Here is a 15558-nt window from a genome sequence, read left to right as displayed (position 1 = left end):
TGAAACGTGTTCGGGAATGCGCGCTTATTCGGCGAGCAGGCGGAATTCGGCGGCGAGACGCCCGGCGTCCCACGCATTGCCTTCCGGGGTCCGGAAGCCCACGCGGTTCAAACCGTCGACGACTTCCTGCAACTCCACGGCGCCCGCTTCGAAGACCTGTTCGAGCGCATCGCCAAAGTCGTTTTCGTATTGGGTCGGCTCGGCCTTGCGGTTTTGCCAGATGAAGTTTTCGGTCTCACCCGGCTTCTCGATCACGCCCTTGCCGGCGACGTTATTCGGCTGCGGCGCGAGCCACGGCTTCAGGAAGGGATTGAAGTTCACGGATTGCTCTCGCATGTCATTCCACCTTGATCTGGATTTCTTCACCGGCGAGACGTACCGAGTACCTCTTCAGGTCGCGGCCGCCGGGTTCTTTCAGGCATTTGCCAGTCGGGATATGGAACACGGCTTCGTGCAGCGGGCATTCGACGGTGTCGCCGTCGACAAAGCCCTGCGTCAGCAACGCGTACGCATGGGGGCAGACGTTTTCCAGCGCGTACAGCGCATCGCCCACCTTGTAGATGCCGATTTCGGTGCCGTCGAGCTTGAACTCGATCGGCGCGTCTTCGGACAGATCGCCGGCATGGCCGGCGCAGCGCCATTGTTCAGTCATTTCTCGCCTTCTCCTGAAGCCTTATGTTCCATACAAGGAACAGTGGTTCGTATATGGATAATTATAGGAGTGGCTTCGAGCAGAGAAAATAAAAATCTGAGTCGGTAGGGGAAAACACCGACCGTGGTGTTCAGAAGACAGCTTTGCGGGAACCGGCGTGAATCGCTGCGGTCGCCCGTGAGCCTTATCCCGCTTGAGTTTTAGCGAAATTCTCAGACAAATACCGTCATCCTCATGCGGGTTTGTACGGGGTCCGAAAAGTTATTTTGATCACGCCCGGAATCACTATACTTTTCCATAGGCGATACAAACGCCCATAGGTGGAACATAAAGCGTAGCAGTTTTGGCGCATAAACCCAAAGCTGCATCAACCCAAAGTACGGATCAGGGATGACGGAGTCGGCGTGAGCTTTCCGTCGTGTGATCAGGAGAACCAACGGTGAAGCACATCATTGCAGCCGGCTTGACGGCAATCTGCGCAACAACTGGCGCATGGGCGCAGAGCAGTGTGACGCTATACGGCAGCCTGGATGCCGGTATCGCGTATATCAGCAATGCGGGAGGCCATGCGAAGTGGATCGAGGAACAGGGCAACACGCAGCCGGACCGCTGGGGCCTGAGAGGCGTTGAGGATCTGGGTGGTGGTTTGAAGACTGTCTTCCAGTTGGAAAACGGCTTCTATACGACTACCGGTGCCTTCGCCAAGGCCGGCACGCTGTTCAATCGCCAGGCATATGTCGGGCTGAGCTCGGACCAGATCGGTACGGTGACGCTTGGCCATCAAACGCCGTTCAGCTTCGACGTGCTGGGTCCGTTGAGCACGGCTTATCTGGCCGCGAGTTGGTACGCGTTCCACCCGGGCAATATCGACGAACTCGCCGATACGGGCGTGGTGCCGTTCGACAACTCGGTGAAGTTCCGTTCAGCGAGCTTCGCCGGCTTCTCGTTCGGCGCGATGATGGGGCTTGGCAATACGACCAACTTCTCGACCGGCAAGACCTTGAGCTTTGCGCTTACCTATGCGAACGGTCCGTTCAAGGCCGGCGCGACCTATGCGAACGAGCACGACCGTACGCCGTCGATCGTCACCACGGGCATCACGAACTTCCAGGGTGTGGCAGCGGCAAACTACACCGCCGACAAGGTCGAAAATATGGGCGCGGGCGCGTCATACCAGTTCGGCAAGCTGCTGGTGCATGGCCTGTACACGCGTGTGAAACTGGAATCGGCTGGTCATTCGAATACGTATCAAAGCTACGACGCTGGCGCGAACTATCAGTTCACGCCGTTCAACAGCGTCGCCGGCGGCGCCGCGACGACGACGTTGGCGGGTCATCGCTGGACCCAGTTCGAGATCGGCGATATCTATGCGCTGTCGAAGTCGACGCAGTTGTACGTCAATGCGCTCTACGAGCGCGCGGGTTCCAATACGGATGCCGCGTTCTTTACGGCGGGTGTGTCGAGTGGCCGGAACCAGACGATTGTCCTGACCGGTATTCATCACTCGTTCTGATGCGAAGGGTGGCGGCGATATAAGGCGAACGGCCCGACTGTGCAGACAGCCGGGCCGTTGAACGTTGACTCACGCGAAATCAGTTCGCCGCGACGGATTTGCGACGTGCCTGCGCCGCGGTCGGATCATCCGGCCGCGGACGGTAGCTGAGGCGTTCCGACAATTCGAGCGCCGCCTGGCAAACCGCAATGATGAGCGGCTCGCGTTCTTCGGCCTCGCCGATATCCGAGCGCGGAATGGTGACGGTCAGCGCGGCCGCGATCTTGCCGCTCTGGTCGCGCACCGGCGCGCTTACGACGGAAATGCCCCGCTCGAACGACGCTTCGCTCAGCGCGTAACCGAGCGCCGCGCTTTCGCGGACTCGTCCATACAGTTCTTCGACAGTAGCCGGCGTGCGTTCGGTGAAACGCTCGAGTTGCGGCTCCGGATACAGCTGACGCAATTCCTCGAAACTCAGATCGCCCATCAACACCTGGCCATGCACGGTGGCGTGCGCGGGCAAGCGTGTGCCCACATGCACTTTCACCGAACTGAACATCGGCTCATGCGTCTGCGCCTTGGCCACGAACACCACGTCGCGCTGATCGCGGATCAGCAGATGCGTGCTCAGCCCGGTGGTGTCGCGCAGGCGCTCGAGAATCGGCGTGCCGACATCCGTGAGTTCAAGCGAGCTGAGGTACTCGAAACCGAGTCGCAGCACCGCCACGCTCAGGCGGAAATAGCGGTCACCGTTGACGCGTTCGAGAAAACCGAGCGCTTCCAGCGTCTGCAATAAACGGAATGTGGTAGTGCGCGGGATGCCAATGCGCTTGGACAATTCCGGCGCGCCCAGAATCGGCTCGCGCGCGCTGAATTCGGCGAGGATGCGCAGGCCGCGCTCCAGCCCCGGCACGAGGTAGGTCGATCCGCCGGCGCTCTCTTCATCGGTGGAATCAGCGGAATCAGCGCCTTCCGCATGGGACAACGCCGCATCGTCCTGCGAAGCCGGGACCGCCGCACCGCGTGGCCTCGCCTGCTTGCGTCCCGCTCCTGTCTGATCTTCTTTTGCCATCTTGGCTGCCGTTTCTGCTGTTCATCGGGTACAGATCAGCATGATAGCGCGAAGCATGCGGCCATCTGCGCCACCGCCATCGATTCACGCGGTGCTATCCTTTGGTGCGGTCCATCGCGCGCGGTCTCACCGCCGTGCGTTGGCTCCCGCCAGGCGTCCGGAGGCCACGCTCATGTCCGAATCCGTCCAGATCCAGGTTGCCGATTCACATCTTTATCCGGGCTGCGCAGTGCATATCGCGCACCTGCCCGAGCCGGCCCTCGTGGCCGCGGCTATCGTCGAATTCGCGGACGGCTCCGGCGCGCATGCCACCTGCCATCGGCGGACGTTCGACGAACTCGAATTGACCGTTGACGGTTACGCGACGCAGAGGCGACATCCCGTCGATGCGAGACATTGGCTTCTATTCGCCATCGACTCGACGCACAATAGTTGGCGCGTGAAACGACGATTACCTTAGTTGTGCCGGAACCGTCCGGCCCCCTCGACTCTGAACCCGGTGCCGCGCGCATGCCGCCCCGAGCGGCAGTTTGAGCCTGTGAAGCGCCCGTCACGCTGACTTGGAAGCTAACTTAGAAGCCGACCGATGACAGACAACGACTCCACCCTGCCGCCGAACCCCAACGATGCCCCCGACGATCCCGAGCGCCGCCGTGTCCTGACCGGGCTCGCCGCCGTCGGTTTCGGACTCGCGCTAACCGGTTGCTCGACCGAGCAAAGCACCGCGAGCGGTGCGGCACCGCGCAGCGCCGCCGATCTACGGCTCGATGCGGCCTTGCGCGATCAGGTCAAACATATCGTGGTGATCTACGCCGAGAACCGCAGCTTTGCGAACCTGTACGGCAATTTCCCGGGCGTCCAGCATCCACTCGATGCGGTGAGCGCTGAGCGCTACCTCCAGCTCGACCGCGACGGCAAGACGGCGCTGCCGCAGCTGCCGAAAATCTGGGGCGGCCTCGTGCCGCAGGCGCAGGAAGTGGACGGCAAGCGCTACATGATTGCCGAGAAGGAGATTGCCGGCCTGCGCAACCAGCCGTTCCACCTTACCGACGCGCACGGCGCGCCGTTGCCCAACGGCGTGATTACGCGCGATCTGGTGCATCGCTTCTATCAGAACCAGATGCAGATCAACGCCGGGCGCAACAACCAGTTTGCCGCGTGGGGCGACTCCGGCGGCCTGGTGATGGGTCACTATCGCAACTCGGCCGACAGTTTGCGTCTATGGAATCTCGCCCAGCAGTACACGCTGTGCGACAACTTTTTCATGGCCGCGTTTGGCGGCTCGTGGCTGAACCACATCTTCCTGATTTCGGCGCAGGCGCCGTTCTATCCCGACGTGCACAACAGTCCGGCGAAGAAGATGGTGTCGGTGATCGAAGGGGACGACCCGACTGGCACGCGGCTCAAACAGGCCGCGGACTCGCCTGCCTCCGCGCTCGATGGCCCGCCGAAGTTCGTCAACGATGGCGCATTTACCGCCGATGGTTACGCCGTCAACACGATGGCGCCGCCTTATCAGCCGAGCAATGTTCGTCCGGCCGAAGGCGGCAATCCGGCGTTTGCCGACCTGTCGAATCCGCGCGTGTTGCCGCCGCAAAACTTCGCGACGATCGGTGACCGCCTGACGGACAAGGGCGTGGATTGGGCGTGGTACAGCGGCGCATGGCAATACGCGTTGGAGCATCAGGACACCGGCGCCGTGCCCGATTTCCAGTATCACCATCAGCCGTTCAACTATTTCATCAATTACGCGCCTGGTACTGCGGCGCGGAGCAGGTATCTACGCGATGCGGGACTGGGGGACGACGCGTCCACCAACCGGTTGATCGCCGATATCGATGCGGGGCGCCTGCCGGCCGTCACCTTCTACAAGCCGCAGGGCGACCTCAACATGCATGCCGGGTATGCGGATGTTGCGTCGGGGGATCGTCACATTGCCAATGTGGTGGAGCATATTCAACGTGGTCCGCAGTGGAGCAATACGGTCGTGATTGTTACCGTCGACGAGAACGGCGGCTGGTGGGATCCGGTTGCACCGCCCAAAGGCGACCGTTGGGGGCCGGGGTCGCGGATTCCCGCACTGGTGATTTCGCCGCTGGCGAAGAAGGGGTTTGTTGATCATACGGTGTATGACACTAATTCGATTTTGCGGTTGATTAGTCGGGTTTATGGGCTGGCGCCGCTTGATGGGGTTGTGGCTAGAGATCGGGCTTTTGCTTTGAATGGGCTAGCGCCGATTGGGGATTTGAGTGGGGCTCTTGAGTTGGTTTAGGTCTTTTTTCCGCGTAGCGGTGGTTGGGGGTTTTTGCCTTTGGCGGCGGCATTTCCTTTTGCCGGCGGCGTTGGCCTTTCCTTGTTTTCTTATTGGTTTATTAGCGTTCCCCCTGTGCGGGGGGCACCTACTTTTCTTTGCCCACCAAGTGGACTTCCTTCGGGGCGCCGCCGCAAAGAAAAGTAGGCAAAAGAAAGCGGCTCACACCGCCACTTCTTAAGTGGGTCCCCTGGCTTGGAGGGGATTGTGGTGCGATAAACGGATCACACCTCGGTCCATGAGGGTCTGTGACACAGCCGTCATCCGCTCCCACTCCGCACTGCGTGCGTCGCGGACGGGTCTGCCAGGGAAACCGGGTGCTTCGGTTGCGCGCAGCGGGGGCCATCGGCTTCGCCTCGGCGAGGCGCCAGGACAAACGGGTGGTTTTGGATGTGCTGGCGCCAGGACTGAACGCAGCAAGTCGCGCTCGCCCCTCCGGCTGCGAGCCGCCGCGTCGAGGAAACCGCGTGCGCAAAATCCTGCGGGTGGTTTGATGAAGTACCGCATCGGCGCGCGCAGCGCCGCCGGAAGCATGACAGCCTGGTCACTCACGCGGGGAGGTGCGCAGGCTCAATCTCTACGGGGCCACGATCCCCTCCAAGCCAAGGGAGCCGCTTAAGAGTTGGCGGTTTGAGCCGCTTTCTTTTGCCAATAAACCAATAAGAAAACAAGAAAAGGCCAACGCAGCAGGCACAGGAAAATGCCGCCGCCAAAAGCAAAAAAAACCAACCACCGCTACGCGAAAAAAAACCCATGTTCACTTCGCCAAGCCCTTAAGCTTGGCCACAACAGCATCTGCAATTTGCTGAGCGGTTTTCTGGATCGTCTTCTTCTCATCCCCACTCGCCATCACGAACTTCGCTGCGATCACATAAGGATTCAACTTGATCACCGCCCCGGGCTTCCCCTTACTCTCGCCCTCCTCGACACTCTGATAAAGCGGCGCCAAATCAGGCGCCGCAAGACTATCGCATGACACCGCCACCTGGATGTCATTCTGCCCGGCACCCATCCCCACCATCGCGCGCCTGAGTCGATTGCCGTCATCGACACTCAGAAACACCCCCCGCACTTGCCAGCCCGTATTCGGCAACACCTCCCCAGCCACACTGCGCCGCGCATCAACGCCACTCTTGCGCAGATCCGCCGTCACCGCTTCAGCCATCTCGTTCACAATGTCCCGCGCGTGATCCTGCGGATTCGCATCGTGCCCCATCGGCCCCGGACCGCTCGGCAGCAACCCACGCAGACGCCGCACGCGCTGGCCCGGACCGCTATCGGGCGTCACGTTGGCCACGTCGAGATCGAAGTCGGCAACATACACAACCGGCGCCGGCGGCGCAAACGGCGCACTGTCCGCAGCGACACCCGGCGCCGCTATCGCGCCCAGCCCTCCCGTCATCACCGCAAACAGCGCAAATCGACGCAGCATGAGACACCCCCGCGAACGCCATCAGGACGCGCTTATCGTACAACCGAATACATCGTACGCAGGTCTTTTTCGTGCCGGATCGTCGTACCTTTGGGCTTGCATAACACGCACCGCCACCTAGACTGATGTAACGACACTTCGCATTTTGTACGGGACTCCCATGCGCCTGACTATCCTCATCAACGGTTCCGATCCGACCGTTAGCCATGATTACGCCGTGCTCTGGCTCGACACCGAAGAACACCGGTGGTCGAGAGAAGCGCATCAAGGGATCGATTTGCCCCCATGGGGCGAACTACGCGACGAGAACGGTGTGACCACGCTCTGTGCACCCAGCACGGACGCGCCAGTCTGCACGTTGCGCGGCTTGCATGTCGACCGCAAACAGCGCGTCAGTTCGGCACAAGGCGACGCCGCCTGGACCGCCATGCCAACACGCGCGCCCACAAGCGGCTTCTGGCGCTTGCAAGCCGTCGACCGGCAAACAGTCCGCGCCGAACACAGCGTGTTCGGGAATTAGCCCGCCGCGACCGAATGACCTGTTACCCGAGCCGCCCTCTACGCGCGGCGGGTTCGCTGCGCGCGTCCGTTCGCCACATCAAATCGGCATCGCCCTTCTGGCACGCTTAAGTTGTTCTTAAGTTTGCGTACGTAGAGTACACATTCCACGCATTAGGGTCGCCGCAAGGCGGCCCCTTTTTTTTGCCGGCCGTATCTTGCACCATCCTCGCGGATAAGTCATTTTTACCGCCAAGCAGAGTCAACTCGCCATCCATTTTTCCGGTCTTTCATGTCGCTCGTTCCGGGCGTGCAACGTTATACTTGCGCGCCCCCAATTCCTTGACTGACTGACTCATGAAGAAGTGGTTTGCCTGTCTGCTGTTCACCGTCGCGGCCCACGCGAGCGCAGCGCCTTCCTGTACGCAGTTCGCACCGAATGCGCAATGGCCGGTGCTGACCAATCAGAAGATGGCGCCGAAAACGCGCCTGCTTTGCTATAACGATTTCGCGGTACTGCATTCCGGTATCACGCACGGTCCGCTGTGGTCCGCCGAGTATCTGACGCGCGATCACATCGAAGCCGCCAAAGACATGGTGCGCACCAACAAATTCTTCGAGGACGCGCGTTTGCCCGACGGCGAAGGCGCCACGCTGGCAGACTACAAACGCAGCGGCTTCGATCGCGGCCATATGAGTCCGGCAGGCAATCGCTGGAATCAGGAAGCAATGGCACAATCGTTTTCGCTCGCCAACGTGGTGCCGCAAAATCGTGAAAACAACCAGCGTTTGTGGGCGCACATCGAAACTTCGGTACGCAAAATCGCGGTGTCGTACGGCGATACCTATGTGATCACCGGACCGGTTTTCAGCGGCCAGCAGTTGCAGACCATCGGGCCGACGCGCGTCTTCGTGCCGACGCAATTGTTTAAAGTCGTCTATGTGCCGTCGAGGCAGATGGCGTTTGCAGTGATGGTGGACAACGTCTCGACCAATCGTTACGACATCAGGACGATTCACGAACTCGAAGCAGTATCGGGCTTCCGTTTTCCGGGTATTCCGGAGAACCTCAAAGACCAGCGACCGGGAGGACTGAAAGGTGTTTAAACCCTATTCGAACGACGACGACGTACTCAACATTCAGGGCGATGCCCTCACGGTGAGCAACGGCACGACACGCGTGGTGGTGTCCGGCACGCTGGAGCTGACGCAAGACCAGCGCGGGCTGAAAGCGGCGCTCGCGCTGAAGGAAGCCATCGACGCGGTCGTGAGCGCATTGCAGGCACAAGCGAATCTGCCCGCGAAGGTGAAAGACGAACCGAACGCGAAGCCCGGCGTCGTACAGAACCCGTTTCAATAACGCATTCAGGCAAGGCGGTGACTTTTCACCGCTTTCACCGCTTTCACCGCTGTCACCGCTGTCACCGCGCATTCCCCATGCGCTTCATTTCCAGACACGTAACGCCCGGCCTCTCCATAACCGCCACGGTCTTGAAACAAGACAAACCGCTCAGGACCCCGACTTGTTTCAGCCGTTACGTTTTGTCACCAGAGCATCGTCAACTCCTGTCATCCGGCCAACGTTAAACCAGCAGCGCTGAAACATTTCAGCCGCGACACAAGAATCAACCGGTTAAACCAGGAGTTAAACCATGAAGACGCTTTTCGCCGCTCTCGCTTCCGCTCTGCTCGTGTCGACCGCTTTCGCACAAACGGCCGCACCCTCGAGCGCGCAACCCGCGCAAACGCAGCCTGCCGGCCAGGCGAATCTGAAGGCGAGCACGGCCGTGCAAACCGGCACCGATAGCGGCACGGCCACGACGAAGGCGCCGACGAAAGCCACGACGAAAGCGCACGTGAAGAAGACTTCTACCAAGCACACGGTAAAGCCCCATCAGGCCAGCAAGAAGAAGAGCGCTGTCGAAGCAGGCGCTGAGAAGACCAACACGGGGAGCGCGAAAGAGGCCAGCAATGCCCCGGTAAAAACCGACGGCGCAAAAACCGACACGACCAAAACGCAATAACACGTGTCTGGTTTCGGCACGCACCGGCCAGGCATGTGGTGTTAATCGAAGCCGAACCGTGCCGTTCAGGGAGGGCGAGTCTGATGACTCGCCTTTTTTTATGCGCGCCTTTTTATGCACACCTTTTTGTACGCCGCTCATTGCAATCTTGTGAAGCGCACTATTTTTTCACCTGACACCTTAATTTTTGCACTTCGTTTACCTGCGGAAGTCTACTCTCGTACTGTCTCGACCAACCATGGCGTCAATGAACGCCGCGTCACATGGCACTCACGCAAACAATAGACAACTTCGCAGCACAGGCGCCCAGCGCGCCGGTCCAACGCAACAATGTCATCCCCTTCCCTGCGGCGCGTGCCCGCTTGATGGTCACGTTGCCTCACCTGTCGAAAGAAGACTCTGGCGCCCAACTCCGTACGCTGTTCCACTCGCCGCTTGGCGTGTACGTTGTCGGTACAGAGACGGTTCGCGACGAGGTTCGCGTGCAACTCGACATCGCACCAGACGACCTCGACTTCACGCTGCACACCCTGATCTCGACACTTCCACAGGCGCTGATTGGACCGCTTACGCGACGCAATGCCGTCGCAAAGGCGCGCTAATCATGTTCTCCGGTATCTGGTTGCCCATCGTTACACCGCTGCGCAATGGCGAAGTCGATATCGACGCCTTGCAACGCCTCGCCGAATATTATCTGCACACCGATATCAGCGGTTTTGTCGCCTTGAGTACAACGGGCGAAGCCGCTTTATTACAGGAATCCGAACGTCTCGCCGTATTGCAGGCGCTCACGGATGTGATCGGCTCACGTCTGCCGATGCTGATCGGCGTCGGCGGCTCAGATACGCGCGACGTACTGCGCGATATTCAACGGTACGAGCGCTGGGACTGCGCCGGCTATCTGGTATCCGCGCCGTCGTATGTGTGCCCGGATCAGGCCGGCGTGCAATGGCACTTCGAACAGGTCGCGCATGCGACCGAACGGCCGATCGTTCTGTACGACGTGCCGCATCGCACCGGCGTGGCGATTGCGCCCGACACGGTCGCGCGTCTGCTCGAATGCAGCAACATCGTCGCAATCAAGGAGTGCGTGAAAGAACATTTCACCAAGCTGCGTGGACTGCCGATCAACGTACTGTGCGGCACTGACGAAGTATTGGACGACTGCCTGAACCACGGTGGAGCGGGTGGCATTCTGGCAAGCGCTCACGTCTGCGCGGATCTCCTCGTCGCCGTGCAGGAAATGATCCGGACCCACCGCGATATGGAGGCGCGCAATCTGTTCGCCAGCCTGCTGCCGGTGTTGCGTCTGCTCTTCGCCGCGCCCAATCCCGCCGCGATCAAAGCGCTGCTGGCCTTCGACCATGTACTCACCGACGAGACACGCATGCCGATCACGCGTGCATCAGCACAACTCGTCGAACGCCTGAGTACCGCACGCGACAGGTTGCAGGATCTGCGCGCGGAGTTCGCCGGGGCAATGAGCTAACGTTGAAGTTGGCGTCGACGCTTGCGCTGCGAGTGAGTGATCATTCGCCGCGCAAGCTCGCATCGAATCGTTGCATGCGCAACACTACACGCCGCGCGTAGCCGCGACCTCCGCCGCTGTAACGCAGCAATGCGGCTTGAAGATCGCCACCGCTCGCATCAAGGTAGCTGCGCAGAATCGTCGAGCCTATCCGCACGTTGATCGCGGGATCGGACAAGTCGGTGACGCCCGCGATCAATTGCGGATGGGCGGCAGGCAAAATCTGCATGAGGCCGCGCGCGCCTGCAATGCTGACCGCGTAGCGATCGAAGCTCGATTCGACCGACATGACGGCCAGCAGCAGGACCGGCGAGATCGCATGACGGTCGGCTTCAATCAGTACCGCGCGTGCGATCCGGGTGGAGTCCGATGGCGCCACGCGAAATTGCGCGCGCAACACGGCGGTGATATCGCTGAGAGCCGGCAAGCCCGTTTCTGATTGGGCACTACTCGCTTCAATGGATGCGGCCGGTGCCGGCATTGCGTCGTCCGCATGCGCTACGCCGGCAAGCGAGAAGGCCGTTGCAGCAAGCAGCATCCTCATGCCAGCCGCAGCGCGAAGTCTTGTTTTTCGTTGTACCTGCACACCATCCAAAGCGCTATTTCGATGCATATTTCTCGCTTCCTGACCGGGTACATCGACCTTACCGGGCTTGGTGTAGCGAATCGCCAAAGAAATAGGGGTGCGCCGTAAAATGCTTATAAAGATTCGAAGCGATCAGTCCGAAGCCGGATTCAAACCGGCTAGCGCGCTGAGCCTGTGCGCATCGGCAATTTCAATCTCCGCGTAGCCGAGTTTCAACGCGCCCTGCGTCTCGAACTGCTTGAGTACCTGATTGATTGTTTGCCTCGACAAAGCCAGCATCATCGCGAGATCTTCCTGCGGCACCCTGAGTACGCGCCGCAACGCGCCGGCTTCGCCGTAGCCGCCCGCCATCAGCAACAGCCTGCGCGCCACGCGCTGCGCAGCGGGCAGCAACGCGGCCTCTTCGATCGCATCGAAAGCAAGACGCAGCTTTTGCGTCAGCAGCAAACCGAATACATGCCAATACTCAGGCATCCGTTCGAGTAGCGCGGCGAGTGCGGCGCGCGGCACATGAAACAGTTCGGAATCGCGTTCGGCATACGCGTCGTGGGTTCGCGGCCGGTTGTCGAACAGCGCGATCTCGCCGAACCAGTTAACCGGTTCGATCACCGCGAGCAGCGCTTCCTTGCCGGCCGCACTGGCTGCGCCGATTCTCACAAGGCCGTCGAGCACGCAGTAGAGGCCGTCGTCGGAATCGCCACGCGTGAAGAGCCGTTGCCCTGCGGCGAGGCGCTCGACGCGCCCGGTTTCGAGCAACTGCGCCCGCATGGCGGCAGGCGCCGAGCGAAACCACGCGCTGCGCTCAAGCAGCACGGCAAGCTCATTCGATGAAAAACGCGCACTCATAGGACGGCATCCGTGCCCGATTGTCGGCTACCCGATGGTTTCAAAATCCGCTGCCCGCGATTATGCTGACTTTGACGGAGGAGCGGCATCCATGAGAACGCTGACGGAACAACTAACGCAATACGCGGCCTACCATCGCGACCGGCGCAATATCGCCACGCATTTCATCGGGATTCCGATGATCGTGCTCGCGCTGGCGGTGCTGTTGAGCCGTCCGGCTTTCGCTTACGGTGCGCTGCCGTTTGCGCTATCGCCCGCGTGGGTGTTGTTCGCCGTCGCTACCGTCTATTACCTTATTCTCGATGTGCCGCTCGGCGCGATGATGGCGCTAGTGTCGGTGTTGTGCGTCGCGTGCGGACAGTGGCTAGCGGCTCAGTCCACACTGGCCTGGCTGGCCACCGGCATCGGCCTCTTTCTGGTCGGCTGGGTGTTCCAGTTCATTGGCCACGTCGCGTACGAGCATCGCAAACCCGCCTTTGTCGATGACGTGATGGGCCTGGTGATCGGCCCGCTCTTCGTGCTCGCCGAGGCGCTGTTCGGGTTCGGCTTGCGGCCTGCGTTGCGCGAAGCGATCGAAGCGCGCGTCGGCCCAACGCGTATCAACGCCGACCGCGCGGCCGCGCATCGCTGAAACCATTTGCCTGATTGACCGGCCAATGCTCAACGCGGCTTAATGCGGCCTAAAAAGCGGCTCAGCGCGGCGCAAGCCGAACAAGACGCACGCCATGTAGCGCGGTCAACGCCACCGCGATCCAGATCGGAATATAGGTGGCCAGTTGCGAGGCGCGCAACGTTTCGCCGAGCAGCGTGACCGAGACCAGCACCAGCAACACCGGCTCGACATAGCCGAGTATGCCGAACAATGCGATCGGCAATAAGCGGCTCGACTTCAGATACGACGCCAGCGAGACAGTGCTGAGCGCACCGAGTCCTGGCAACAGCAGGAACCACATGTCGGCACGTCCCGCGATCATCGGCAACGATGCGCTGCTGAGTACGCACACGATCGCCACCGGCAGCAGCAGCGACATTTCCACTGTGAACATCGCCAGTGAATCCTGGTTGATACGGCGACGCAACACGAAATACGGCGGATAGCAAAGTGCCACGAGCAAGGTCGGCCACGAGAATGCGCCGGTCATCCAGAGCTCATGCCCAACCCCGAGCGCCGCGCAAACGACAGCGACCCATTGCAAACCGTCGAGTCGCTCGTGGTAGTAGAAGCGGCCCACCAGCACCATCACCAGTGGCAGCAGGAAATAGCCGAGCGACACCTCGAGCATGCGGCCATGCAGCGGTGCCCATAGAAACAGCCACAGTTGTACGCCTAGCAGTGTCGCGCTCACGATCATCGCCGCGCCCAGCTTCGGCTCCGTCACCATACGGTAAACGAGCTGCCGGAGAATCGGCAGGCGTTTGCGCAGGCCAATCAGCAGCAGCGCGCCGGGCACGGTCCAGATGACGCGCCACGCGAAAATGTCGAGGCCGCTCAACGGCGTCAGCAGTTTCGCGTAAGCGGACAGTAAAGCAAACATCGCGGACGCGCCCACCGACAGCGCAATACCGCGCTTTGGGTCATACTGGTTCATTGCGCGGCCCGTTGCGCAAGCATGTCAGCTTGTGATGCAGGTGTGTGCGGCGCAGCATCCTGCCGCGCGGCTTGAATCGTTGTCATGGGAAGTGGTATCTCGCAAGCGGGCAGTGCGGATCAAGCGCTGCATGTCGTCCTGGTTTCGACGCAAGCCGGCATTCTAGACGGTTGCTCGCCGAAGGGCCGCGAGGGTTTCACTCGCCAGGCAGCATTTATTCCGTGCGCATCGCGCGCCAATGCACTAGAACATAAGCTTCACGCGCGGCTGGCAACAGTGCCGCGACCTCGCGCGCGGCAGGCAACAATGCCTCAACTTCGCGCTGAACTGCCCAAGCGCGAATCTTGCTGCGAAGTCTTCTGGCATCGTTTGCAACCGTCGTCTGCAACCGTCGTCTGCAGCATCCGTGCGCCAGGCCGGCAACACGGCGGTCCAACCGGACCGCGCGCCCCTTCTTTCTTGCGGCATACGTCTGTTTTTTGCCGCGCATACCGCCGTCCGGCCTGCAACCCCGTTCAACGAATGTGACTACTGGAGCCAGCATGACCCAGCCAGCCCTATCGCACGACGCATCGCCCGATCAGTTCCGTTCCGCCTTTGCCGCCGACGTACGCGCCGGACTCACCCACACCCCGCAGAAAGAGCTGCCGTCGAAGTATCTGTATGACGAAGTCGGCTCGGCGTTGTTCGAAGTGATCACTGTGCTGCCCGAATACGGCGTGACCCGCGCTGAAGAGCGCCTGCTCACGAAACACGCCGCGGACATCGTCGCGCACCTGCCGCACGACGTGACCGTCGCCGAACTCGGCAGCGGCAGCGGCCGTAAAACGCGACGTATTCTGGAAGCGCTGTGTAAAAAGCGCCCCACTTCTTACTGCCCGATTGAAATTTCGCGCAGCGCATTGCAGTTGTGCAGACGCGAACTCGGCGACATCGAGCGGATTTCGATTGTCGGTTATGAACGCGATTACCTTGCGGGTCTTGCCGAGGTGAGCAAGAACCGCGCGTCGGACGAACGGTTACTTGTGCTGTTTCTGGGCAGTACGATCGGTAACTTCGGCAGACTGGCGGCCACGCGTTTTCTGCGCGAGATCCGCAACATGCTCACGCCCGGCGACGCGCTGCTGCTCGGCACGGATCTGATCAAGCCGACACCGGTGCTGGTGGCCGCGTACGACGATGCGGTCGGCGTGACCGCGTCGTTCAATCTGAACCTGCTCGCGCGCATCAATCGCGAACTCGATGGCGACTTTCCGCTCGACGCGTTCCAGCACGTTGCGCGCTTCAATCCGGACGCGCGCAGCATCGAAATGCATCTGCGCGCGAAGCGGAACATTACGGCGCATGTGGGCGCCGCGCAACTGACGATCACGCTCGAGGAAGGCGAAACGATCTGGACGGAAAGCAGCCACAAATATCGCGCCGAAGAGATGCCCGCGATCGCCGACGACGCCGGCTTCGTGTGCAGCCATCAATGGATCGAAAACGAATGGGGTTTCGCGGAGAGCCTGCTGGTGGCGCGATAAGT

General features: G+C 60.8%; 18 protein-coding genes. 11 read left to right on the top strand and 7 right to left on the bottom strand.

The genetic code is table 11. From position 1 onward, the window contains the following. Nucleotides 1–24 precede the first annotated feature (24 nt). Together PQR27_RS32985 and PQR27_RS32980 are read right to left on the bottom strand one after the other, a co-directional pair. On the bottom strand, nt 25–336 hold the full coding sequence (locus PQR27_RS32985; protein WP_408527741.1) for a recombinase-like helix-turn-helix domain-containing protein: 312 nt from the start codon (nt 334–336) through the stop codon (nt 25–27). 1 nt (nt 337) lies between these two features. Beyond that, complete coding sequence (locus tag PQR27_RS32980; RefSeq protein ID WP_408527740.1) at nt 338–652, bottom strand: non-heme iron oxygenase ferredoxin subunit; 315 nt, start codon at nt 650–652, stop codon at nt 338–340. 439 nt (nt 653–1091) lie between these two features. On the opposite strand from PQR27_RS32980, the gene PQR27_RS32975 reads away from it, so the two are divergent. Beyond that, nucleotides 1092–2165 carry a porin gene (locus tag PQR27_RS32975; RefSeq protein ID WP_408527739.1) on the top strand — a complete coding sequence of 358 codons (1074 nt, stop codon included), beginning with the start codon at nt 1092–1094 and terminating at the stop codon, nt 2163–2165. 79 nt (nt 2166–2244) lie between these two features. On the opposite strand, the gene PQR27_RS32970 is transcribed toward PQR27_RS32975, so the two are convergent. Continuing rightward, nucleotides 2245–3216 carry an IclR family transcriptional regulator gene (locus PQR27_RS32970; RefSeq protein ID WP_408527738.1) on the bottom strand — a complete coding sequence of 324 codons (972 nt, stop codon included), beginning with the start codon at nt 3214–3216 and terminating at the stop codon, nt 2245–2247. Between the two features lie 172 nt (nt 3217–3388). Here PQR27_RS32970 and PQR27_RS32965 point away from each other — a divergent pair, with 172 nt between their 5' ends. Continuing rightward, a complete protein-coding gene (locus tag PQR27_RS32965; protein ID WP_408527737.1) occupies nt 3389–3676 on the top strand; it encodes a hypothetical protein in 288 nt (95 codons plus the stop codon). Nucleotides 3677–3802: 126 nt separating this feature from the next. After that, nucleotides 3803–5488, top strand: a complete 1686-nt coding sequence (locus PQR27_RS32960) for an acid phosphatase (protein ID WP_408527736.1) — start codon at nt 3803–3805, stop codon at nt 5486–5488. Nucleotides 5489–6284: 796 nt separating this feature from the next. Here PQR27_RS32960 and PQR27_RS32955 read toward each other — a convergent pair. Beyond that, nucleotides 6285–6959: a DUF4410 domain-containing protein gene (locus tag PQR27_RS32955; RefSeq protein WP_408527735.1), complete on the bottom strand. Its 675-nt coding sequence runs from the start codon at nt 6957–6959 to the stop codon at nt 6285–6287. Between the two features lie 160 nt (nt 6960–7119). Between PQR27_RS32955 and PQR27_RS32950 the strand changes: the two genes are divergently transcribed. The 6 genes from PQR27_RS32950 to PQR27_RS32925 all read left to right on the top strand — a co-directional run bounded on the left by PQR27_RS32950 (nt 7120) and on the right by PQR27_RS32925 (nt 10970). Next, nucleotides 7120–7479 (top strand): DUF3564 domain-containing protein, encoded by a 360-nt coding sequence (locus tag PQR27_RS32950; RefSeq protein WP_408527734.1) that lies wholly within the window; start codon nt 7120–7122, stop codon nt 7477–7479. A gap of 335 nt (nt 7480–7814) precedes the next feature. Further along, nucleotides 7815–8564, top strand: a complete 750-nt coding sequence (locus PQR27_RS32945; protein ID WP_408527733.1) for a DNA/RNA non-specific endonuclease — start codon at nt 7815–7817, stop codon at nt 8562–8564. Then, nucleotides 8557–8817: a hypothetical protein gene (locus PQR27_RS32940; RefSeq protein WP_408527732.1), complete on the top strand. Its 261-nt coding sequence runs from the start codon at nt 8557–8559 to the stop codon at nt 8815–8817. The genes PQR27_RS32945 and PQR27_RS32940 overlap by 8 nt, the downstream gene beginning before the upstream one ends. 292 nt (nt 8818–9109) lie before the next feature. After that, nucleotides 9110–9481, top strand: coding sequence for a hypothetical protein (locus PQR27_RS32935; protein WP_408527731.1), 372 nt, complete (start codon nt 9110–9112; stop codon nt 9479–9481). A 263-nt stretch (nt 9482–9744) separates the two neighbouring features. Further along, entirely contained in the window at nt 9745–10083 is a 339-nt protein-coding gene (locus PQR27_RS32930; protein ID WP_408527730.1) for a hypothetical protein, read from the top strand. Nucleotides 10084–10085: 2 nt separating this feature from the next. Next, a complete protein-coding gene (locus PQR27_RS32925; RefSeq protein ID WP_408527729.1) occupies nt 10086–10970 on the top strand; it encodes a 4-hydroxy-tetrahydrodipicolinate synthase family protein in 885 nt (294 codons plus the stop codon). Between the two features lie 40 nt (nt 10971–11010). Here the strand turns inward: PQR27_RS32925 and PQR27_RS32920 are convergent, their stop codons facing one another. Then, nucleotides 11011–11553 carry a lytic transglycosylase domain-containing protein gene (locus PQR27_RS32920; RefSeq protein ID WP_408527728.1) on the bottom strand — a complete coding sequence of 181 codons (543 nt, stop codon included), beginning with the start codon at nt 11551–11553 and terminating at the stop codon, nt 11011–11013. Between the two features lie 174 nt (nt 11554–11727). After that, on the bottom strand, nt 11728–12441 hold the full coding sequence (locus PQR27_RS32915) for a Crp/Fnr family transcriptional regulator (protein WP_408527727.1): 714 nt from the start codon (nt 12439–12441) through the stop codon (nt 11728–11730). Nucleotides 12442–12532: 91 nt separating this feature from the next. On the opposite strand from PQR27_RS32915, the gene PQR27_RS32910 reads away from it, so the two are divergent. Continuing rightward, nucleotides 12533–13072, top strand: a complete 540-nt coding sequence (locus tag PQR27_RS32910; RefSeq protein WP_408527726.1) for an Mpo1 family 2-hydroxy fatty acid dioxygenase — start codon at nt 12533–12535, stop codon at nt 13070–13072. 61 nt (nt 13073–13133) lie between these two features. Here the strand turns inward: PQR27_RS32910 and rarD are convergent, their stop codons facing one another. Then, nucleotides 13134–14030, bottom strand: coding sequence for an EamA family transporter RarD (gene rarD / locus PQR27_RS32905; RefSeq protein WP_408527725.1), 897 nt, complete (start codon nt 14028–14030; stop codon nt 13134–13136). 542 nt (nt 14031–14572) lie between these two features. Here rarD and egtD point away from each other — a divergent pair. Continuing rightward, complete coding sequence (egtD, locus tag PQR27_RS32900) at nt 14573–15556, top strand: L-histidine N(alpha)-methyltransferase (protein WP_408527724.1); 984 nt, start codon at nt 14573–14575, stop codon at nt 15554–15556. Nucleotides 15557–15558: the final 2 nt, after the last annotated feature.

It is taken from the genome of Paraburkholderia fungorum, assembly GCF_046027215.1.
GTDB lineage: Bacteria > Pseudomonadota > Gammaproteobacteria > Burkholderiales > Burkholderiaceae > Paraburkholderia > Paraburkholderia fungorum_D.
The sequence above is the reverse complement of the archived record's forward strand: the minus strand, read 5'-3'. Positions and strand labels throughout refer to the sequence as shown.

Excerpts from the sequence above, each read along its gene's own strand:
- rarD (WP_408527725.1), bottom strand. The coding sequence starts at position 14,030 with ATGAACCAGTATGACCCAAAGCGCGGTATTGCGCTGTCGGTGGGCGCG.
- PQR27_RS32915 (WP_408527727.1), bottom strand. The coding sequence starts at position 12,441 with ATGAGTGCGCGTTTTTCATCGAATGAGCTTGCCGTGCTGCTTGAGCGC.
- PQR27_RS32935 (WP_408527731.1), top strand. The coding sequence starts at position 9,110 with ATGAAGACGCTTTTCGCCGCTCTCGCTTCCGCTCTGCTCGTGTCGACC.
- PQR27_RS32925 (WP_408527729.1), top strand. The coding sequence starts at position 10,086 with ATGTTCTCCGGTATCTGGTTGCCCATCGTTACACCGCTGCGCAATGGC.
- PQR27_RS32985 (WP_408527741.1), bottom strand. The coding sequence starts at position 336 with ATGCGAGAGCAATCCGTGAACTTCAATCCCTTCCTGAAGCCGTGGCTC.
- PQR27_RS32960 (WP_408527736.1), top strand. The coding sequence starts at position 3,803 with ATGACAGACAACGACTCCACCCTGCCGCCGAACCCCAACGATGCCCCC.
- PQR27_RS32965 (WP_408527737.1), top strand. The coding sequence starts at position 3,389 with ATGTCCGAATCCGTCCAGATCCAGGTTGCCGATTCACATCTTTATCCG.
- PQR27_RS32930 (WP_408527730.1), top strand. The coding sequence starts at position 9,745 with ATGGCACTCACGCAAACAATAGACAACTTCGCAGCACAGGCGCCCAGC.
- PQR27_RS32955 (WP_408527735.1), bottom strand. The coding sequence starts at position 6,959 with ATGCTGCGTCGATTTGCGCTGTTTGCGGTGATGACGGGAGGGCTGGGC.
- PQR27_RS32980 (WP_408527740.1), bottom strand. The coding sequence starts at position 652 with ATGACTGAACAATGGCGCTGCGCCGGCCATGCCGGCGATCTGTCCGAA.
- egtD (WP_408527724.1), top strand. The coding sequence starts at position 14,573 with ATGACCCAGCCAGCCCTATCGCACGACGCATCGCCCGATCAGTTCCGT.
- PQR27_RS32950 (WP_408527734.1), top strand. The coding sequence starts at position 7,120 with ATGCGCCTGACTATCCTCATCAACGGTTCCGATCCGACCGTTAGCCAT.
- PQR27_RS32970 (WP_408527738.1), bottom strand. The coding sequence starts at position 3,216 with ATGGCAAAAGAAGATCAGACAGGAGCGGGACGCAAGCAGGCGAGGCCA.
- PQR27_RS32945 (WP_408527733.1), top strand. The coding sequence starts at position 7,815 with ATGAAGAAGTGGTTTGCCTGTCTGCTGTTCACCGTCGCGGCCCACGCG.
- PQR27_RS32910 (WP_408527726.1), top strand. The coding sequence starts at position 12,533 with ATGAGAACGCTGACGGAACAACTAACGCAATACGCGGCCTACCATCGC.
- PQR27_RS32920 (WP_408527728.1), bottom strand. The coding sequence starts at position 11,553 with ATGAGGATGCTGCTTGCTGCAACGGCCTTCTCGCTTGCCGGCGTAGCG.